Source organism: Bradyrhizobium sp. USDA 4501 (assembly GCF_054062115.1).
This window is the reverse complement of record NZ_JBSSEX010000001.1, coordinates 6,730,391-6,746,623: the sequence shown is the minus strand read 5'-3', so window position 1 is coordinate 6,746,623 and position 16,233 is coordinate 6,730,391. Positions and strand designations below refer to the sequence as shown.

17 protein-coding genes and 1 pseudogene are annotated in these 16,233 nt (G+C 64.8%); 10 read left to right on the top strand and 8 right to left on the bottom strand.

Annotated elements, in window-relative coordinates; genetic code table 11:
• Window positions 1-6: 6 nt before the first annotated feature.
• Window positions 7-96: a K(+)-transporting ATPase subunit F gene (locus ACVWZM_RS31080; RefSeq protein WP_016846764.1), complete on the bottom strand. Its 90-nt coding sequence runs from the start codon at window positions 94-96 to the stop codon at window positions 7-9.
• 492 nt (window positions 97-588) lie between these two features.
• On the opposite strand from ACVWZM_RS31080, the gene ACVWZM_RS31075 reads away from it, so the two are divergent.
• The 6 genes from ACVWZM_RS31075 (at window position 589) to ACVWZM_RS31050 (ending at window position 5,006) form a co-directional block, all read left to right on the top strand.
• A complete protein-coding gene (locus tag ACVWZM_RS31075) occupies window positions 589-1,053 on the top strand; it encodes a hypothetical protein (protein ID WP_057014870.1) in 465 nt (154 codons plus the stop codon).
• Window positions 1,054-1,151: 98 nt separating this feature from the next.
• Entirely contained in the window at window positions 1,152-1,343 is a 192-nt protein-coding gene (locus ACVWZM_RS31070) for a hypothetical protein (RefSeq protein WP_456855512.1), read from the top strand.
• A gap of 174 nt (window positions 1,344-1,517) precedes the next feature.
• The gene (locus ACVWZM_RS31065; protein WP_057015086.1) at window positions 1,518-1,772 is read left to right on the top strand and encodes a hypothetical protein; all 255 of its coding nucleotides are present in this window, start codon (window positions 1,518-1,520) and stop codon (window positions 1,770-1,772) included.
• 21 nt (window positions 1,773-1,793) lie between these two features.
• Window positions 1,794-2,690, top strand: coding sequence for a 4-hydroxy-tetrahydrodipicolinate synthase (gene dapA, locus ACVWZM_RS31060; RefSeq protein ID WP_456855511.1), 897 nt, complete (start codon window positions 1,794-1,796; stop codon window positions 2,688-2,690).
• Between the two features lie 148 nt (window positions 2,691-2,838).
• A complete protein-coding gene (locus ACVWZM_RS31055) occupies window positions 2,839-4,248 on the top strand; it encodes an NfeD family protein (RefSeq protein WP_253589599.1) in 1,410 nt (469 codons plus the stop codon).
• Window positions 4,245-5,006 carry a slipin family protein gene (locus tag ACVWZM_RS31050; RefSeq protein WP_028332707.1) on the top strand — a complete coding sequence of 254 codons (762 nt, stop codon included), beginning with the start codon at window positions 4,245-4,247 and terminating at the stop codon, window positions 5,004-5,006. The genes ACVWZM_RS31055 and ACVWZM_RS31050 overlap by 4 nt, the downstream gene beginning before the upstream one ends.
• 219 nt (window positions 5,007-5,225) lie before the next feature.
• Here ACVWZM_RS31050 and ACVWZM_RS31045 read toward each other — a convergent pair whose 3' ends face one another.
• Both ACVWZM_RS31045 and ACVWZM_RS31040 read right to left on the bottom strand, forming a co-directional pair.
• Window positions 5,226-5,390, bottom strand: coding sequence for a hypothetical protein (locus ACVWZM_RS31045; protein ID WP_158074157.1), 165 nt, complete (start codon window positions 5,388-5,390; stop codon window positions 5,226-5,228).
• A 1-nt stretch (window position 5,391) separates the two neighbouring features.
• Window positions 5,392-5,667, bottom strand: a complete 276-nt coding sequence (locus ACVWZM_RS31040; RefSeq protein ID WP_076823899.1) for a hypothetical protein — start codon at window positions 5,665-5,667, stop codon at window positions 5,392-5,394.
• A gap of 263 nt (window positions 5,668-5,930) precedes the next feature.
• Here ACVWZM_RS31040 and ACVWZM_RS31035 point away from each other — a divergent pair, with 263 nt between their 5' ends.
• Together ACVWZM_RS31035 and lon are read left to right on the top strand one after the other, a co-directional pair.
• Window positions 5,931-6,338 carry an Hsp20/alpha crystallin family protein gene (locus ACVWZM_RS31035; protein WP_028332710.1) on the top strand — a complete coding sequence of 136 codons (408 nt, stop codon included), beginning with the start codon at window positions 5,931-5,933 and terminating at the stop codon, window positions 6,336-6,338.
• A gap of 11 nt (window positions 6,339-6,349) precedes the next feature.
• Window positions 6,350-8,728 carry an endopeptidase La gene (gene lon / locus ACVWZM_RS31030; RefSeq protein WP_076823896.1) on the top strand — a complete coding sequence of 793 codons (2,379 nt, stop codon included), beginning with the start codon at window positions 6,350-6,352 and terminating at the stop codon, window positions 8,726-8,728.
• A gap of 81 nt (window positions 8,729-8,809) precedes the next feature.
• Here lon and ACVWZM_RS31025 read toward each other — a convergent pair whose 3' ends face one another.
• From ACVWZM_RS31025 to ACVWZM_RS31005, 5 genes and pseudogenes are all read right to left on the bottom strand, one after another.
• Window positions 8,810-9,058 carry a hypothetical protein gene (locus ACVWZM_RS31025; protein ID WP_028342462.1) on the bottom strand — a complete coding sequence of 83 codons (249 nt, stop codon included), beginning with the start codon at window positions 9,056-9,058 and terminating at the stop codon, window positions 8,810-8,812.
• Between the two features lie 151 nt (window positions 9,059-9,209).
• A pseudogene (locus ACVWZM_RS31020) lies at window positions 9,210-10,864 on the bottom strand (OFA family MFS transporter).
• Window positions 10,865-11,189: 325 nt separating this feature from the next.
• Complete coding sequence (locus tag ACVWZM_RS31015) at window positions 11,190-11,459, bottom strand: sulfurtransferase TusA family protein (protein WP_057014863.1); 270 nt, start codon at window positions 11,457-11,459, stop codon at window positions 11,190-11,192.
• 54 nt (window positions 11,460-11,513) lie between these two features.
• Window positions 11,514-12,059: a molybdopterin-guanine dinucleotide biosynthesis protein B gene (gene mobB / locus ACVWZM_RS31010; RefSeq protein ID WP_141339621.1), complete on the bottom strand. Its 546-nt coding sequence runs from the start codon at window positions 12,057-12,059 to the stop codon at window positions 11,514-11,516.
• Between the two features lie 159 nt (window positions 12,060-12,218).
• The gene (locus ACVWZM_RS31005; RefSeq protein ID WP_210262749.1) at window positions 12,219-12,518 is read right to left on the bottom strand and encodes a hypothetical protein; all 300 of its coding nucleotides are present in this window, start codon (window positions 12,516-12,518) and stop codon (window positions 12,219-12,221) included.
• Between the two features lie 527 nt (window positions 12,519-13,045).
• Here ACVWZM_RS31005 and ACVWZM_RS31000 point away from each other — a divergent pair.
• Together ACVWZM_RS31000 and ACVWZM_RS30995 are read left to right on the top strand one after the other, a co-directional pair.
• The gene (locus ACVWZM_RS31000; RefSeq protein WP_311988559.1) at window positions 13,046-13,303 is read left to right on the top strand and encodes a hypothetical protein; all 258 of its coding nucleotides are present in this window, start codon (window positions 13,046-13,048) and stop codon (window positions 13,301-13,303) included.
• 215 nt (window positions 13,304-13,518) lie between these two features.
• Entirely contained in the window at window positions 13,519-16,050 is a 2,532-nt protein-coding gene (locus ACVWZM_RS30995) for a fused MFS/spermidine synthase (protein ID WP_076823888.1), read from the top strand.
• Window positions 16,051-16,233: the final 183 nt, after the last annotated feature.

The following is a 16,233-nucleotide window of genomic DNA, read 5'->3' as shown; positions in this document are numbered from 1 at the left end:
GGCCGCCTAGAAGCGTTCGGGCCGCAGCAATGCGTAAGTGAGGTAGAACAGCAGGCCGAGCGAGACGAGGCCGGCGAGCGAGTAATCGAAGATCATCGCCGCCTCCGTTACAGCCGTTCGCAGGCGTAGGCGTAGCCGATGCCGGCCGCGAAGAAGCCGATCGCAAGCGCCGCCATGAGAATGTCCATCATGTGAGACTCCTATGCGTCACAGGGCGCGGGCCATTGCATAGGCGTCCCGCGCCGGATGGCCGTGAGGTGCCATCCGGGACATAGGTTTTCGAGAGGTGGCGAGTAAGGACGTTATAGGAATCCTATAAGTGCCACGAGCTGCGCAGCCGTCGTCCCGGCGAAGGCCGGGACCCATAACCACAGGGCCGAGTTTTGTGATGGCTGGGCCCAGCGCGACACGAAAACTGAAATCGGTGGTTATGGGTCCCGGCCTTCGCCGGGACGACGTGTCTTTATGGAATGCCTATATCTCCGTCCCCCGCCTCATCTCGTTTTCAAATGGCACTCCGGCCATTTTGAGCGTGCGGCCAATGCCTTGAGCTTGGATTTCTTGGGCCGCGCAAGACGAGATGACGCCATGTCCGTACTTTCCCAGAACACCTCCATCGATCTCGGCGACCGGCTGCGCGACGCCTATGCGGTGACAGCCGAATTCATGGCCGACATCATCAGCCAGACCTGCCGGCGCTTTCCCTCGGTCGGACAGAGCGGCAAGACCCGCCAGGTCGAGCGGCTGATCCAGTCGGGCGCCTGGACCGACGCCGCGATCGCGCTGCTCGATCTGGAACTGCCGCAATGGCAGATCCGCCGCCTGGTCTATGACGAGGGCGAGTGGCACTGCGCATTGTCACGCGAACGCGAGCTGCCGGACTGGCTCGACCAGTCGATCGAGACCCACCACACCGATCTTGCACTCGCGATCCTCAGCGCCTTCGTGGAGGCGCAGCGCATCTCGACGCCCGATAGCCGAACCAGCGTGCCGACCGTCCGTCGCGACACGCGCGCGCTGTACGAGCCGCTGTTCGTCGACAATATCGGCTGACGGCGGCGCGGCCGTGGACACCAAACAACTGCCGCGGCAGCTGCAGTCGGTCCAGGTCATGGTCCGCTTCGGCTTCCGGCTTGCCATCATGATCGGCTTTGCCGTGTTCGCCGGCGGCCGGCTTCGGCAAGGGCCTCGTCACGCTGTTGTGGATGTCGGCCGTGATCTGCGCCTTCGCCGGGATCGCCAAGCGCGAAATGCCGTTTGCCGCAAACCTCAATCACTGGGACGAGATGACCGCCTATGTCGCGCTGTGCGCGCTCGGCACCGGCATCGTCCAGCGCCTCTAGACCATCCTCACAAATCCTATGCCGCTCCTATGAAGTCGCTGCTCGCACGCGCTCGATTTCATATCCCGCAAATCAGACATTGATCGCGTGACCGTGACTGAAGCGTTTTCGAGCGAGCCGGATACCGGTTCGCGCGAGGAAAACGCGTCAGAAACAAAAAGAAGGACCACCACCGTGAAACTCGTCGAACCTCCCTCGTGTAGCGCCGCGTCCACCGTCGTCTTCATCGGCCGCAACCATCGCGGCCAGTGGGTCGCCCAGCAACAGAACGGCCTCTATGGCGGCCTGTTCGTCAACCGCGCCCAGGCCGTCAAATACGCGCTGTTCGAAAACGGCCAGCATCCTGAAATGATCGTCGAGCTTTCGCGTGAGATCGAGCTCGATATGCGCGGCGAGACCGCGAGCTTTCCCGCGATCCGCGTGGCGTGAGCCACCCATGACTTGACAAACATGACCTGGCAAACGGCTGCGAAAGCCGACACGGCCGGATGGCTGTCGGGCTTCATCCCCGATCTTCCGACCCCCTTCAACCATCGGGGCGAGATCGACGTGGACGCGTTCGGCCGGCTGTGCGAGCGCCAGATCGCGGCCGGCGCCACCGCGCTGGTGGTCGGCGAGACCGCAGGTGAAAGCGCGACGCTGGAGCCCGCGGAACGTGCGCAGCTGGTCCGGATCGCGGCCGGCGTCGCGCGCAAGCGGGTTCGCATCATCGCCGGCGCCGGATCGAACGCGACCGATCGCGCCGTCACATTCACCCGGGCCGCGGAAGCGGCCGGCGCCGACGCCGTCATGTCGGTCGTACCCTATTACAACAAGCCTATGCCACGGGGCACGGCGGCGCATTTCCACGCGGTCGCCGCGGCCACCACGCTGCCCGTCATCCTGCACGACATTCCGTCGCGCACGGTCAAGGGCCTTGCCAACGAGACGCTGCTCGAGCTCGCCGCATCGCCACGCTTCGTGGGATTGCGCGATGGCAGCGGTGACGTTGCCCGGCTGGCGCGCCTGCGCTCACGCCTGCCGGCGACATTCCGGATGCTGACCGGCGACGACGCCTCCTCGTTGGCCTGGCTCGCCGCCGGTGGCGATGGCTGCATCTCGGTCGTGACAAACGTCGCGCCCGATCTGTACGTGGCCGTTCACAGGCATTTCCGCGAGGGACGGTTGTATCAGGCGCGGGAGTTGCACCAGCGGCTGGTGCCGCTTGCGACCTTGCTGGAGCGCGAGCATCCCGCCGCATTGAAGTTCGCGCTGGCGCTTCTGGGATTCATGCAGCCGGCGACGCGGCTGCCGATCGTGCAATTGAACGGGTCGGCAAAGGCCGAGGGTCTCGCAGGCGATGGCTGAGCTTGCCGACGAGTACCTCGCAGCCGCGCATTGAGGTTTGCTGACCCGACGGAAGCCATCGCAATGCACAATGCGATCAGCACACGGTGCCCGTGACACGGCGCCAACTTGAGGTTCCGAAACGACGCCCCATATCCACGGCAAGGGAGTGCTTGCCGTGCACACCACCTTCAAGGCGGCCCTCGTTGTTGCGACCGTCCTGGTCGCTCTGGTTATCTCCATCCGTCCCGGTCCGGCCGCGGACAACAGCCATCTTGCCCTGACCATTTCAATCGACGGGGCAATCGGGCCGGCAGCGGCCAGCTACGTCAAGGACGGCCTGGCCAAGGCCGCCGAGCGCCACGCCGAAATTGTTATCCTGCGTTTGAATACGCCGGGCGGCCTCAGCACCAGCATGCGTGAGATCATCGCCGACGTGCTGGCCTCGCCCGTTCCCGTGGTCGGCTACGTTGCGCCATCCGGCGCCCATGCCGCGAGCGCCGGGACCTATATCCTCTATGCGACCCATCTCGCGGCCATGGCGCCCGGCACCAATATCGGCGCCGCGACGCCGGTGCAGATCGGCGGCCCGATACCGGGGCTGCCGGGCAGCACTCCGGACAAGGGCGGCAAGGACCAGAAGGACGGCGGCCATCCGTCCGAAACCAAGGATGCCATGACGGCGAAGGTGACGAATGATGCCGTTGCCTTCATCCGCAGCCTGGCCGAATTGCGCGGCCGCAATGCCGACTGGGCCGAGAAGGCGGTGCGCGATGCCGCCACCCTCTCCGCCAACGCAGCGCTGCAGGCCAACGTCATCGATCTCACCGCGCGCGATCCAGCCGACCTGCTCAGGCAGGTCGATGGCCGGACCATCGAGCTTCCCGGCGGCAAGACGCAACGCCTGGCGACCACGGACACCGCGATCGAGGCCATCGATCCCACCTGGATCGCGCGCGCGCTTGCGGTCATCACCGACCCCAACATCGCATTCATTCTCCTGATGGTCGGCATCTACGGCCTGATCTTCGAGTTCATGTCGCCCGGTGCCGTGGCGCCCGGGGTTGTCGGGACGATCTGCCTGCTGCTCGGTCTGTACGCACTCAACATGCTGCCGATCAACTACGCGGGCTTCGCCCTGATGCTGGTCGGGATCGCGCTGCTCGCAATCGAAGCCTTCAACCCGACCGTCGTGATCGGCCTCGGAGGAATAGTCGCCTTCGTGCTTGGAGCAGCCATGCTGTTTCGGATCGAGGCGCCCGGTTACCGGCTGTCATGGCCGGTCATCGGCATCGTCGCCGCGATGTTCACGGGGCTCATTCTCGTCGTGCTCGGCGCGCTCCGCCGGGCGCGCAAGGGCCCGGTGCGGATCGGTGCGCAAGCCATGCGCGGGCTATCGGCCGAAGTGCTCGACTGGTCCGAGACCACGGGTCACGTCTTCACCAACGGCGAACGCTGGCAAGCGCGCAGCACCGAGACATTCGCGGCGGGAGACACGGTCGAGGTCGCCAACATCGTCGATTTGACGCTGGTGGTACGGCGTGCGCCGGCCTCTCCCGGCGAAGGAGGTACAGCATGATGCTTGATTATTTCACCTATGCGGCGATCGCGCTGCTGATCATCGTATTCCTGACCCAGGCCGTGCGCGTGCTGCGCGAATACGAGCGCGGCGTCATCTTCACGCTCGGCCGTTTCACCGGGGTGAAGGGCCCGGGGCTCATCATCCTGATTCCGGTGGTGCAGCAGCTGGTGAAGGTCGATCTCAGGGTGGTGGTGCAGGTGGTGCCGCCGCAGGACGTGATTTCGCGCGACAACGTCTCGGTCAAGGTCAACGCCGTGCTCTACTTCCGCATCGTCGATCCCGAGCGCGCCATCATCAAGGTCAGCGACTACATGGCTGCGACCAGCCAGCTTGCGCAGACCACGCTGCGCTCGGTGCTCGGCAAGCACGAGCTCGACGAGATGCTGGCGGAGCGCGACAAGCTGAACGCCGATATCCAGGAGACCCTCGACAGGCAGACCGACGTCTGGGGCATCAAGGTCACCGGGGTCGAGATCAAGGATATCGATCTCAATGAGACGATGGTGCGGGCGATCGCCAAGCAGGCCGAGGCGGAGCGGCTGCGGCGCGCCAAGGTGATCAACGCGATGGGCGAGCAGCAGGCCGCCGAGAAGCTGGTCGAGGCCGGCCGGATCCTCGCCCAGGAGCCGCAAGCGATGCAGCTGCGCTACTTCGCGGCGCTGCACGACATTGCCGGCGAGCGCTCCTCGACCGTGGTCTTCCCGCTGCCGATGAACCTTCTCGATCACCTGGCGCCGCGACGTGAAGCGACGTGAACTGGCTTGGGAGCAGAAACGACGGTCGCTCAAGGTCGGCGCGCTCGGGATCGTGGGTCTCGTAGGCGTCGCGACCTCTCCACGTCATTGCGAGCCAACGGGTCGCGCGAACGCGCGCCCGATGACAGGCTCAGCGAAGCAATCCATCGCGCCACATGCGGAGATATGGATTGCTTCGTCGCCATGCCCTCCTCGCAATGACGCGGATGGGTTCGGGGCTTAACGCCCGCGATGCTTGGCCCGCCACGCAGGTCCCGGACCGCGCATGTAATGCGCCTCGGGCCGGTAGCCGCCGATCGGCTCCTCGCCGATCCAGGCGAGGAATGCGAGCAGCCCTTCTGCGGCGCGGCGCGGCAGGGCAGCAATGAACAAAACTGTGCGCATCTCAGTAGTCCCACTTCTCGCCGAGCACGACCGGCGCCCGTGGATATCTCTCGGCGTCGCCGCCGAGCATGCCGACGTTGAGGTTGGTCCGCGCCCAATCCTCGTGGCCGCGATGCAGCAGCAGCTCATTGCGGAGCCGATGAATCTTGGCGGCGGCGATCGCACGGTGAACAGTCCTGAAGACGAGGCCGATCCGCCGGAACGTCCGCCGCAGCATCAAGGGCATGGCGCCGGCCGAACCGTGCGGCCGGGCATCGTGGTAATGGAGCAAGGTCATGTGCCACCTTCCCGTTTGCCGGCGCGCGCGAGCGCACCGCATCACGGCAAAAGATGCGGGGAAGGCCGTAGGAATTCGAGAGCAGCCGCGGCCCTGTCACATAGCCGCGGCATAAGCGTCCGGCCGCGGTCCGTGCACCGCCGTCATGCCGCAAATCGCGACATTTCGGACAATTTTACCCTCGATCAGCGGCGCGAGGGGCAGGTTTACGGTCGGCGGCAAGACCGGTAACCTTGCCTCCCAATGCGACGTGGAGAGTGCCCATGCGGCCCAAGGATCAGATCAACTGGATGCTGTCGGATGCGATCGAGGCGCTCGCCCGCGCCGAACGGCTGCACCAGAGCTTCCTCAATTTGCACCCGCGCGCGGGAAGCACCGAGCCGAGCTGGGAACCGCCGACCGACGTGATCGAGACCGAGGATGAAATCCTGATCCTGGTCGCGTTGCCGGGGGTCGATCCCGACGAGGTCGAGGCCGCGCTCGACGGCGGCACGCTGGTGATCTCCGGCCGCCGCACCCTGCCCCCCGAACTCCGCAACGCCCGTATCCTGCGCCTCGAACTGCCGCAGGGCCGGTTCGAGCGCCGCATCGCGCTGCCGACCGGCCGCTACACGATCAGCCGCTTTGCCGCGCATGGTTGCGTCGGCCTGCGGCTCGGAAAGTCGAGCTAAAGGATTTCGACATGGCTGCCTCAGACGTTTCAAGCCCAGCTTCAACTTCGACGCCGATCCCGAGCGACGCGCTGATCATCGTCCCGGTGCGCAACACCGTGCTGTTTCCGGATGTCATCATTCCGATCACGATCGCCCGGGCGACCTCGATTGCCGCGGCCCAGCAGGCGGTGCGCGAGCAGCGGCCGATCGGCATCCTGCTGCAGCGCGATCCCGAGACCAACGATCCCGGCCCCGACGGGCTTTACCGCGTCGGCACCACAGCCAACATCGTGCGCTACATCACCGGTGCGGACGACAGCCACCATCTGGTCTGCCAGGGCGTGCAGCGCATGCGCGTGCTCGACTATCTGCCGGGCACGCCGTTCCTCGCGGCCCGCGTGCTGCAAATCCCGGAGCCGACCACCACCTCGCCCGAGATCGAGGCGCGCTTCCTCAATCTGCAGCGCCAGGCTCTGGAGGCCGCGCAATTGCTGCCGCAAGTGCCGCAGGAGCTGATCGCCGCGCTGCAGGGCACCACCTCGCCGGCAACCCTTGCCGACCTTGCGACGTCCTACATGGACATCAAGCCGTCGGAGAAACAGGACATCCTGGAAACCATCGATCTCGTGGCACGGATGGACAAGGTGTCGCGTCACCTCGCCGAACGTATCGAGGTGCTGCGGCTGAGCCAGGAGATCGGGCAGAAGACCAAGGCCGTGTTCGACGAGCGGCAGCGCGAGGCGATCCTGCGCGAGCAGATGGCGACGATCCAGCGCCAGCTCGGCGAAGGTGACGGCAAGGCCGCGGAAGTCGCCGAGCTGACCAAGGCGATCGTCGAGGCCAAGATGCCGCCGGAGGCCGAAAGCCAGGCGCAGAAGGAACTGCGCCGCTACGAGCGGATGCCGGAGGCAGCGGCCGAATCCGGCATGGTGCGCAGCTATCTCGACTGGCTGATCGATCTGCCCTGGAGCATTCCGGAGGAGAAGCCGATCGACATCGCGGAGGCGCGCAAGATCCTCGACCAGGACCATTATGGCCTCGAGAAGATCAAGAGCCGCATCATCGAATATCTCGCGGTGCGCAAGCTCGCGCCCGGCGGCAAGGCGCCGATCCTGTGCTTCCTCGGGCCGCCCGGGGTCGGCAAGACCTCGCTCGGCCAATCGATCGCGCGCGCGATGGCGCGGCCGTTCGTCCGCGTCTCGCTCGGCGGCGTGCATGACGAGGCCGAGATCCGCGGCCATCGCCGCACCTACATCGGGGCGCTGCCTGGCAACATCATCCAGGCGATCAAGAAAGCCGGCGCACGCAATTGCGTGATGATGCTGGATGAGATCGACAAGATGGGCCGTGGCATCCAGGGCGATCCGTCGGCCGCGATGCTGGAAGTGCTCGACCCCGAGCAGAACAGCACCTTCCGCGACAATTATCTCGGCGTGCCGTTCGACCTCTCGCGCGTCGTCTTCATCGCCACCGCCAACATGCTCGACGGCGTCCCCGGCCCGCTGCTCGACCGCATGGAGCTGATCAGTCTCGCCGGCTACACCGAGGACGAGAAGCTCGAGATCGCCAAGCGCTATCTGGTCCGCCGCCAGCTCGAGGCCAACGGCATCAAGGCCGAGCAGGTCGAGATCGATCCGGATGCGCTGCGGCTGATCATCCGCAGCTACACCCGCGAGGCCGGCGTGCGCAACCTGGAGCGCGAGATCGGCAAGGTGCTGCGCAACGTCGCGGTGCAGATCGCCGAGGGCAGCACCAGCCACGTCACCATCGCGCCGAAGGACATCGTCTCGCTGCTCGGCCAGCCGAGGTTCGAGAACGAGATCGCGATGCGCACCAGCATCCCGGGCGTTGCCACCGGGCTGGCCTGGACCCCGGTCGGCGGCGACATCCTGTTCATCGAGGCGTCGCGCACGCCGGGCCGCGGCGCGTTGATCCTCACCGGCCAGCTCGGCGAGGTGATGCGCGAGAGCGTGCAGGCCGCGCTAACCCTGGTGAAGAGCCGGGCCTCGCAGCTCGGCATCGACCCCGGCGTGTTCGAGAAGAGCGACATCCACGTCCACGTTCCGGCCGGCGCGACGCCGAAGGACGGTCCGAGCGCGGGCGTTGCGATGTTCACCGCCCTCACCTCGCTCCTGACCGATCGCACGGTGCGCAGCGATACCGCGATGACCGGCGAGATCTCGCTGCGCGGCCTGGTGCTGCCGGTCGGCGGCATCAAGGAGAAGGTGGTCGCGGCCGCGGCCGCCGGCCTGACCCGGGTGATGCTGCCGGCGCGCAACAAGCGCGACTTCGACGACATCCCCGCCGGCGCCCGCGCCAAGCTGGAGTTCATCTGGCTCGAACGGGTCGACGAGGCGATCGCAGCCGCGCTGGAGGCCGCCAAGACGACGCCCGCCGCCGCGGAGTGACCGCGTCTCGAACGCAACAAGAGGGCGTGACAGCGATCGCCGTCACGCCCTCTTGCGTTGCAGATAGCGGAGCGGTGCCGCTCAGCTCTTGCCCATGCATTCTTCGATGTAGAACCAGCGGTCGTCGCCGGTCAGGCCCTTCGACTTCACCTCGGCGCGGCAAGCCTTCAGCTTTGGCTTGTTGGCCTTCCACTTCGCCTTCATGTCCTTCAGCTTCTGCATGGTCAGCTTGACCTTCGACGGCTTGGCCTCGGTGGTCTGGGCTGACGCGGTGTGCAGCGAGCCGGCGAGAAGCAGGGCGGCCACAAGACAGCTTGCGGTACGAAACATGACTGAAATGTCCCTTGATTATCTGTTGATTTGAACGGCGTAGAGCTTCTTGTTTGACGCGTCTTCTTCACGCGAACCGGCATCCACTTCGCTCGAAAACGCTTCAGGCCGCGCGGGATACCAGATGGCCCGCGCGCGGCCTGAACTGCGATCAGAGGATTTTGACCGCGCTGAGCAGCGTCATGTAGACGCCCCACGCCAGCGGAATGCCGACGAACAGCCAGAACAGCGCCGCCTTGGCGTCAAGCCCGCCGAACCCGATCCCGTAGGAACCATGCGGTCCGGCCGCCGCGGCGCTGGCGCTCGCATCCTGCAGTTTGGCAACCTCGGCGTCGCTCATATGCCATTTCGCATCGACCGGCTTGATCAGGTAGTTGCAGATCAGGCCCGCGATCAACATGGCGCACAGGATGTACATCGTGGTGTTGTAGAGCTGGTCGCGCGGCACGCCTGCGGCCAGCTGGAACTCACGGATGTAGTTCACCACGACAGGACCGATGATGCCGGCGGTCGACCATGCCGTCAGCAGACGGCCGTGGATGGCGCCGACGAACTGGGTGCCGAACATGTCGGCGAGATAGGCCGGCACGGTGGCGAAGCCGCCGCCATACATCGACAGGATGATGCCGAAGCCGAGCACGAACAACAGCTTCGATCCCATCGCGGCGAAGGTCGGGCCAGCGCGTAGAGCGCGATGCCGAGGATGAAGAACGTGTAGTAGGTGTTCTTGCGGCCGATCTTGTCCGACAGCGACGCCCAGAAGAAGCGGCCGCCGATGTTGAACAGCGACAGCAATCCGGCAAAGCCGGCCGCGATCGCCGCGATCTGCGCCTTCTGTCCGGCATCGAGCTGGTTGAAGCCGACATTGGGCAGGCCGATCAGCTTGCCCGCGAAGATCTCCTGCAGCATCGGCGAGGCCATGCCGATCACGCCGATGCCCGCCGACACGTTCAGGCAGAGCACCCACCAGATCAGCCAGAATTGCGGCGTCTTGTGCGCGTTGTCGAGATGGACGTGCTTGCTCGAGATCATCGCGTTGGCCTTCGTCGGCGGCGTCCAGCCTTCGGGCTGCCAGCCGGCCGGCGGGATGCGATAGCGGAACGCGCCGATCATCATGAACACGAAGTAGATCGCGCCCATGGCGAGGAAGGTCTCCCAGACGCCGACCGAGGTCGGGGTCTTGAAGTAGTTCATCAGCCTGTCGGCGAGCGGGGCGCCGATCATCGCGCCGCCGCCGAAGCCCATGATCGCCATGCCGGTCGCCATGCCGCGCCGGTCGGGGAACCATTTCACCAGCGTCGACACCGGCGAGATGTAGCCGAGGCCGAGGCCGACGCCGCCGATCACGCCGGAGCCGAGCCACATCAGCCAGAGCTGGTGCGTGTAGACGCCGAGCGCGCCGATCACGAGACCGCCGGCCCAGCACAGCGCCGCGACGAAGCCGGCCTTGCGCGGACCGACCTTCTCGAGCCAGCCGCCCCAGATCGCGGCGGAGACGCCGAGCAGCACAAAGAACAGCGTGTACATCCACCCGAGGCTCGCGACCTTCCAGTCGCAGGTGGTGGTGAACAGCTCCTGCACCAGCGAGATGTCGGGGCACGCCTTCGGCGCGGTCAGGCCGATCGCGCGCGACAGCGGCAGCCAGAACACCGAGAAGCCGTAAGCCATGCCGATGCACAGATGGATGCAGAGCGCGGCCGGCGGCACCAGCCAGCGGTTGAAGCCGGCGGTCGCGATTGTATGTTCCTTGTCGAGGAAACCTGCGCTTGTCGCGGATACGCGTCCGGCACTGCTCACTGTGGTCATTGACACCTCCCCTGCAGTCGCCATTACGACAGGCGCATCTGCGTCTTCGATCCCGTCTCAACCCATTGCGGCCAGCGTCAGCCGGCAGCTCCGCACATTTCCTCAATGCGTCGGGACCAACCACGCACATTCCGGAAATGCTAACCCCCAATACGGCCGGATATGCCCGGCCGTGCAGCCCGTGATCTGGGCACGGGCCCAGTCGTTGTCCGTCGATGCGCCCACACTCGAGCACAACGCCATCACCACAAGCCGGCGGACATTATCAATTCGCGCAGAATGGAAAATAGGTGTCGATAGGCAAAAGGTAGATATCAAGCTGCATCTAGCGCGTACGCGGCAACGCAGCATTCGAATTGCCTATCGCTCCATTGATCTTCTCGATCAAGAAAACGATCCGGGCGTCGCTTCGTTCGGTGATCTCGACCTTGTCGCCGGTCTCCTGGATGAGGGCCGGGATATCGATCACCGAAAGCGGATCGGTGCAGTGCACCTCGAGGAAATCTCCCGCCGTCACGCTCCGGAGGGCCTTGCGCGTCTTCAGCGCCGGCAGCGGGCATTTCAGGCCGGTGAGATCGAGCTTCGTCGTTGTCATGGTTCGACCATGGCGAAGCCGTCCTGCATCGTCAACGCCGCCTCCCCGTCCACGTCAGCCTTCGGCCGGAGCCGACGCGAGCACGTCGTCGACGGGAATCGCGGCGCGCAGCATCAATTCGGCAACGTCCTCGATGTCGTCGAGATGCGCGACCGGCAGCGTGGTTGCAACGGCGACATCGCTGGCAATCCCGACCACGCGCGGGTCGTCGGGAAACAGCAGCGGCTTGCCGTTGGCGGCGCGGTACACCTCGATCTTGTTGACCGGCTCGCGCTTGAAGCCTTCGACCACGACCAGATCGACCTGCGCCATCTTGGCGAGCAGCTCCGGCAGCCGCGGCTCATCGGCGCCGCGCAGCTCGTGCATCAGCGCCCAGCGCCGCGTCGAGGACACCAGCACCTCGGTCGCACCGGACTGCCGGTGCACCCAGGAGTCCTTGCCGGGCACGTCGACATCGAATTCATGGTGGGCGTGCTTGATTACGGAGACGCGCAGGCCGCGGCCCAGCAGGCAGGGGATCACCCGCGACAGCAGGGTGGTCTTGCCGGCACCGCTCCAGCCCGCGAGGCCAATCACTTTCATACGCGTCTCCGAAGACATGCCAATCGTTAGGGTATCCACGCCCGCGGTTCCGCCCGACATGGATGGCCGGGACCAGCCGTGACGGCGGAAAGCCGCGACTTGCGCCCAACGCTGCTTATATCAGCCTTGGAGCAATGTCATGCCAGGCTCGCCGGCGGATGAGGATGGGCTGGCGCGCTAGAGGACCGCCCTCGGAAACTCCTGCAGCAGCTGCGCCCACAGCACCGCGAACGCGATCAGGCCACACCCAAACGCCGCGGTGAATCTCGGCAATCGGCCGATGGCGACGAGCAGCCAGGCCGGCAGGAAGAACAGGCCGAACACCATGCCGAGCGGAAAGACCGCCAGCCACTGGAAGCCGGTACCGTCGCCAGGCGGCACATGGGCGATGGCGTAGAAGGTGTAGAGCCAGAACAAGGTGCCGGCCGCCGCGACGAGCGCGGCAATCTTACGGAAGTTGGCGGTGTCGAATGCCATGATGGATTGGTCGCCGCAATCGGCGAACCCGTTCACGGGCCGCCGCGCAAGTTGGGCTCGGCGCGCTATCCCGCAGGGTCAGTCGTTTCGTTGACTGACAGGCCGCCCCGGCTTGGCCAGCCTTGCCGATCGGCTCTCTCTCGGGGGCTGGTCACGCATCCGTAGCCTCTTCCGCGGCCGCTGCGTATCGACTGCCAGCACTTCTTCCAGCGTTGTATTCCTAAAACGAAGCCTTCTTAACATCGCTCCGCTCCTCGAGCGGGTGGGAGCCCCATCGGTCGCTCAACCACCGACATCCACAACAGGGCCCATGTCGGTGACAAGAGATAACCAGCGACGGGACGGTTTGCTCCAATGCATGTTGCAGCCCCCGCTCACGTCACGCGCGATCCCGCTATCCAGCGGATTTACCTCGAAATTTCCGATACGCAGGGCGATCGGAACACGATAATGTGCAGCATGGAGGACTATGTATGCCTCGCTCGCCTTCGATTGTGCCGCATTCAATCGATCACGACACCTATCTGGTGCTGAACGATTTTGGCCGACTGGGCCGTGCCTGGAGCGAAACCGACGAAGAAGGCACTGACCGGAAAACGCTGATCCGCCGCCTGCTGGATGACCAGTACAGCCGTCCGGTCCGCATCGTGGCCTTCAATACCAACGAAGGATGGTCGCGCGACGTCACGACCGACATTGCCGACGAGCTTCGGCGCCGTTTCGTCGAATACGAAGAGGTCCCGCGCTCCGTGCTGGAGTTCGTGGAGACGGCGATGCGGCATTGAGCTGGATCCGCAACGCAAAAGGCCCTCTCACAGCGCGATCGTTCGGCCCCCTGCAAGCATCCGCCAAACGGCAATTTTACGAGCAATTTCAACGGGATCCGGCGGCCGCGCAGCGCCGCTCCGCCATAAGGCAATATTAAGAGCATTCGCCTTACCTGTTCTCCGTTCAACGGGAGAGCGGTCCAGTGCGCAATCGTGGTGACGTTCGAGACGCCGTGAGCCTGAAAAACCGGGTTCTGGTCACGGCGATCTTTCTGGCATCGGGCGCGGCATCGCTGATCCTGCAGGTTCTCTGGTTCAAGCAACTGCAATTCGTGCTGGGAAGCGCGACCGTCTCCGTCAGCGTCACGGTGGCAAGCTTCTTTTTCGGTCTCTCGCTGGGCAGCGCCCTGGGAGGCCGGATCGCCGACACCGTCAGCCGCCCGCTGAAAATTTACGGGCTGCTCGAACTCGCCCTCGCCCTCGTTTCTCTCGCGGTCACCGCGTTTCTGTCGCATTGGCCGACATGGGTGGGCTGGCTGTCACCGATGCTGGATCTGGAGTCGCCATTCCGGCTGCCTCTCATGGTCGCCGTGTCGCTCGCCATCCTGTCGCTACCGACGATGTTGATGGGCGCGACCCTGCCCTTCCTGGTGAGATTCCTGACCCGCACACAAACCGACCTCGCCAATCGCATCGGTCTGCTCTACGGGTTCAATACCCTCGGCGCCGCCATCGGCACCCTGGCGGTCGGCTTTGTGCTGATGGGCCTCTGGGGCATCGCGGGATCAAGCCTGGTTGCGGCAGCGCTGTATGTCTGCGTCGGCGTCGTTGCCCTGTTCGTTGCGCGCGGCGCAAGCCCGCTCTTGCCGGTCGCGGCACAGGCGCCGGTGCAAACCGCCGCGACCGCGCGTGGCAGGACGTCGATCCTGATCTGGATTTTCGCGTGCTCCGGTTTTGTATCGATCGCCTATGAGGTCGTCTGGTTCCGATTCCTGACCAATGTCAGCACCTCGAGCGTCTACGCGTTCTCGGGCATGCTCGGCGTTTACCTGCTGGGGCTCGTGATCGGCGCCCTGATCTGCGCCAGGCTACTCGCCCCCCGCAAGGATCAATTGCTGCGATACTTCGCCGTGACGCAGCTGCTGATCGCGGTTGCAGCCACGCTGACCGTCGGAATGCTCGGCAAGGCGCGGACCATGGGAGTAGCGCTGTCTCCCATCGTATCGGGCCTGCTTCCAGTCCCGGTGCAGGAGCTGTTGGGGGGTGACGTTTCATTCTTCCTGGTCTGCGCTGTTGCGCTGTTGCTGCCGACGACGCTGATCGGCATCAGCTTTCCCCTGGCCAGCGAGCTGACCGTGATGCAGATGAGCGCGCTCGGCCGCAGGATCGGCACGCTCTACGCCTTGAACACGATTGGCGGCGTCGTGGGCTCGCTGGCGGCGGGCTTTCTGCTGATCCCGTATCTGGGCAGCCAGGGCGCGCTCACCGCGCTGATTGTCGTGAACGTCCTGCTGTTCGTCGCGACCACCGTGTCGCAGCCGGATCTTCTGAGAGAAAGGAGCCTGTGGCGGCAGGGGACGATCGCCGCGAGCGTCATAGCCGTAGCACTGCTGCTCTTCACTCCGCACTATCTGGAGCGGGTCCTGACCGCGATCGAAGGCGCCAATGTGCTCGAGTTGCGGGAAACCCGGCAAGCGACCTTTGCGGTGGTCGAGTATCGCGAGAAGGCGGCTGGCACCTATCAGCAGTTGGTGGTGAATTCGAAGAGCTACGCCAACAACCGTCCCGAGGGCAGACGCTACATGGCCGCGATGGGGCATTATCCCGTTCTGCTGCACCAGGGCCCGGTTGAAACGGCTGTCGTCATTTGCATCGGGACCGGAACCACGGTGGGAGCGGTGAGCACCCATGAAGAATTGCAATCCATCGACGCGGTCGATCTGGCATCAACGGTGTTCGAATTCGCGCCCCGCTTCGTGCCGATCAACAAGCAATTCTATCAAAATCCCAAGGTCCATCAGATCGTCGCGGACGGGCGCCACTTCCTGCTGGGGACCAAGGAGACATTTGACGTCATCACGCTCGAGCCGCCACCGCCCCATGATGCCGGCGTCATCAACCTCTACACGGAGGAATTCTATGCGCTGGCAAAGCAGAGGATGCGTCCCGGCGGCGTTCTCGCGCAATGGGTGCCGCTGGATTTCAACCGCGGCATCCTTCCGAAGATGATACTCAAGGCCATGATGGGCCAGTTCAAGCATGTCTCGCTGTGGCTGCCGTCCAGAATGGAAGGCGTGGCGATCGCCTCCGATGAACCGTTGAACATCGATCCGCACGAGCTCGCCATGCGCATGTCGAAGCCCGCGGTGGCTGAAGACCTGACGGCGAACGGCCTCGGCTCGCCCGAGGATTTCCTGGCGACATTCATCGCCGCCGATGAAAAACTCGCGGCCTTTGTCGGGGATGTGCCGACCCTCACGGATGATCGGCCGCGTCTCGAATATTACAACTGGTATCCGCTGGGTTCGGTCAGCGTGGACGAACTGAAGCGCCTCCGCGAGCCGGTGGAAGCCTATCTTGCCGACCGTTCCATCGACGAGGCCCGTCTCGACACCGCGCGCACGGTGGCCAATGCGATCCTGGACGAGCACAAGGCCACGGCCGACGGCGACAAGTCCGCCGCCCGGGCCGCGCTTCGCCTGGCCGTCAAACTGGACCCGGACAATTCCTACGTCGACTTCCTGGACCGCAAGCTGAGCGAGTGATCAGGGTGCCTTCGGCACACCGCATCAGGAAGTCCCCGAATGTCGCGAGAATGCGGATGTTTTGACTCACAGCTAGCGCAACAAGCTCAGTGTCGTCCCTGCGAAAGCAGTGCGAAAGCAGGGACCCATAACCACAAACGCAAATTGTTACGCGATGCTGGAACGGCGAGGCCCGCCTGTAAC

What these genes read in the sequence shown, in the direction of transcription:
- ACVWZM_RS31080 (WP_016846764.1), bottom strand. Translation starts at nt 96, where the DNA reads ATGATCTTCGATTACTCGCTCGCCGGCCTCGTCTCGCTCGGCCTGCTG.
- ACVWZM_RS31075 (WP_057014870.1), top strand. Translation starts at nt 589, where the DNA reads ATGTCCGTACTTTCCCAGAACACCTCCATCGATCTCGGCGACCGGCTG.
- dapA (WP_456855511.1), top strand. Translation starts at nt 1,794, where the DNA reads ATGACCTGGCAAACGGCTGCGAAAGCCGACACGGCCGGATGGCTGTCG.
- ACVWZM_RS31050 (WP_028332707.1), top strand. Translation starts at nt 4,245, where the DNA reads ATGATGCTTGATTATTTCACCTATGCGGCGATCGCGCTGCTGATCATC.
- ACVWZM_RS31045 (WP_158074157.1), bottom strand. Translation starts at nt 5,390, where the DNA reads ATGCGCACAGTTTTGTTCATTGCTGCCCTGCCGCGCCGCGCCGCAGAA.
- ACVWZM_RS31040 (WP_076823899.1), bottom strand. Translation starts at nt 5,667, where the DNA reads ATGACCTTGCTCCATTACCACGATGCCCGGCCGCACGGTTCGGCCGGC.
- ACVWZM_RS31035 (WP_028332710.1), top strand. Translation starts at nt 5,931, where the DNA reads ATGCGGCCCAAGGATCAGATCAACTGGATGCTGTCGGATGCGATCGAG.
- lon (WP_076823896.1), top strand. Translation starts at nt 6,350, where the DNA reads ATGGCTGCCTCAGACGTTTCAAGCCCAGCTTCAACTTCGACGCCGATC.
- ACVWZM_RS31025 (WP_028342462.1), bottom strand. Translation starts at nt 9,058, where the DNA reads ATGTTTCGTACCGCAAGCTGTCTTGTGGCCGCCCTGCTTCTCGCCGGC.
- ACVWZM_RS31015 (WP_057014863.1), bottom strand. Translation starts at nt 11,459, where the DNA reads ATGACAACGACGAAGCTCGATCTCACCGGCCTGAAATGCCCGCTGCCG.
- mobB (WP_141339621.1), bottom strand. Translation starts at nt 12,059, where the DNA reads ATGTCTTCGGAGACGCGTATGAAAGTGATTGGCCTCGCGGGCTGGAGC.
- ACVWZM_RS31005 (WP_210262749.1), bottom strand. Translation starts at nt 12,518, where the DNA reads ATGGCATTCGACACCGCCAACTTCCGTAAGATTGCCGCGCTCGTCGCG.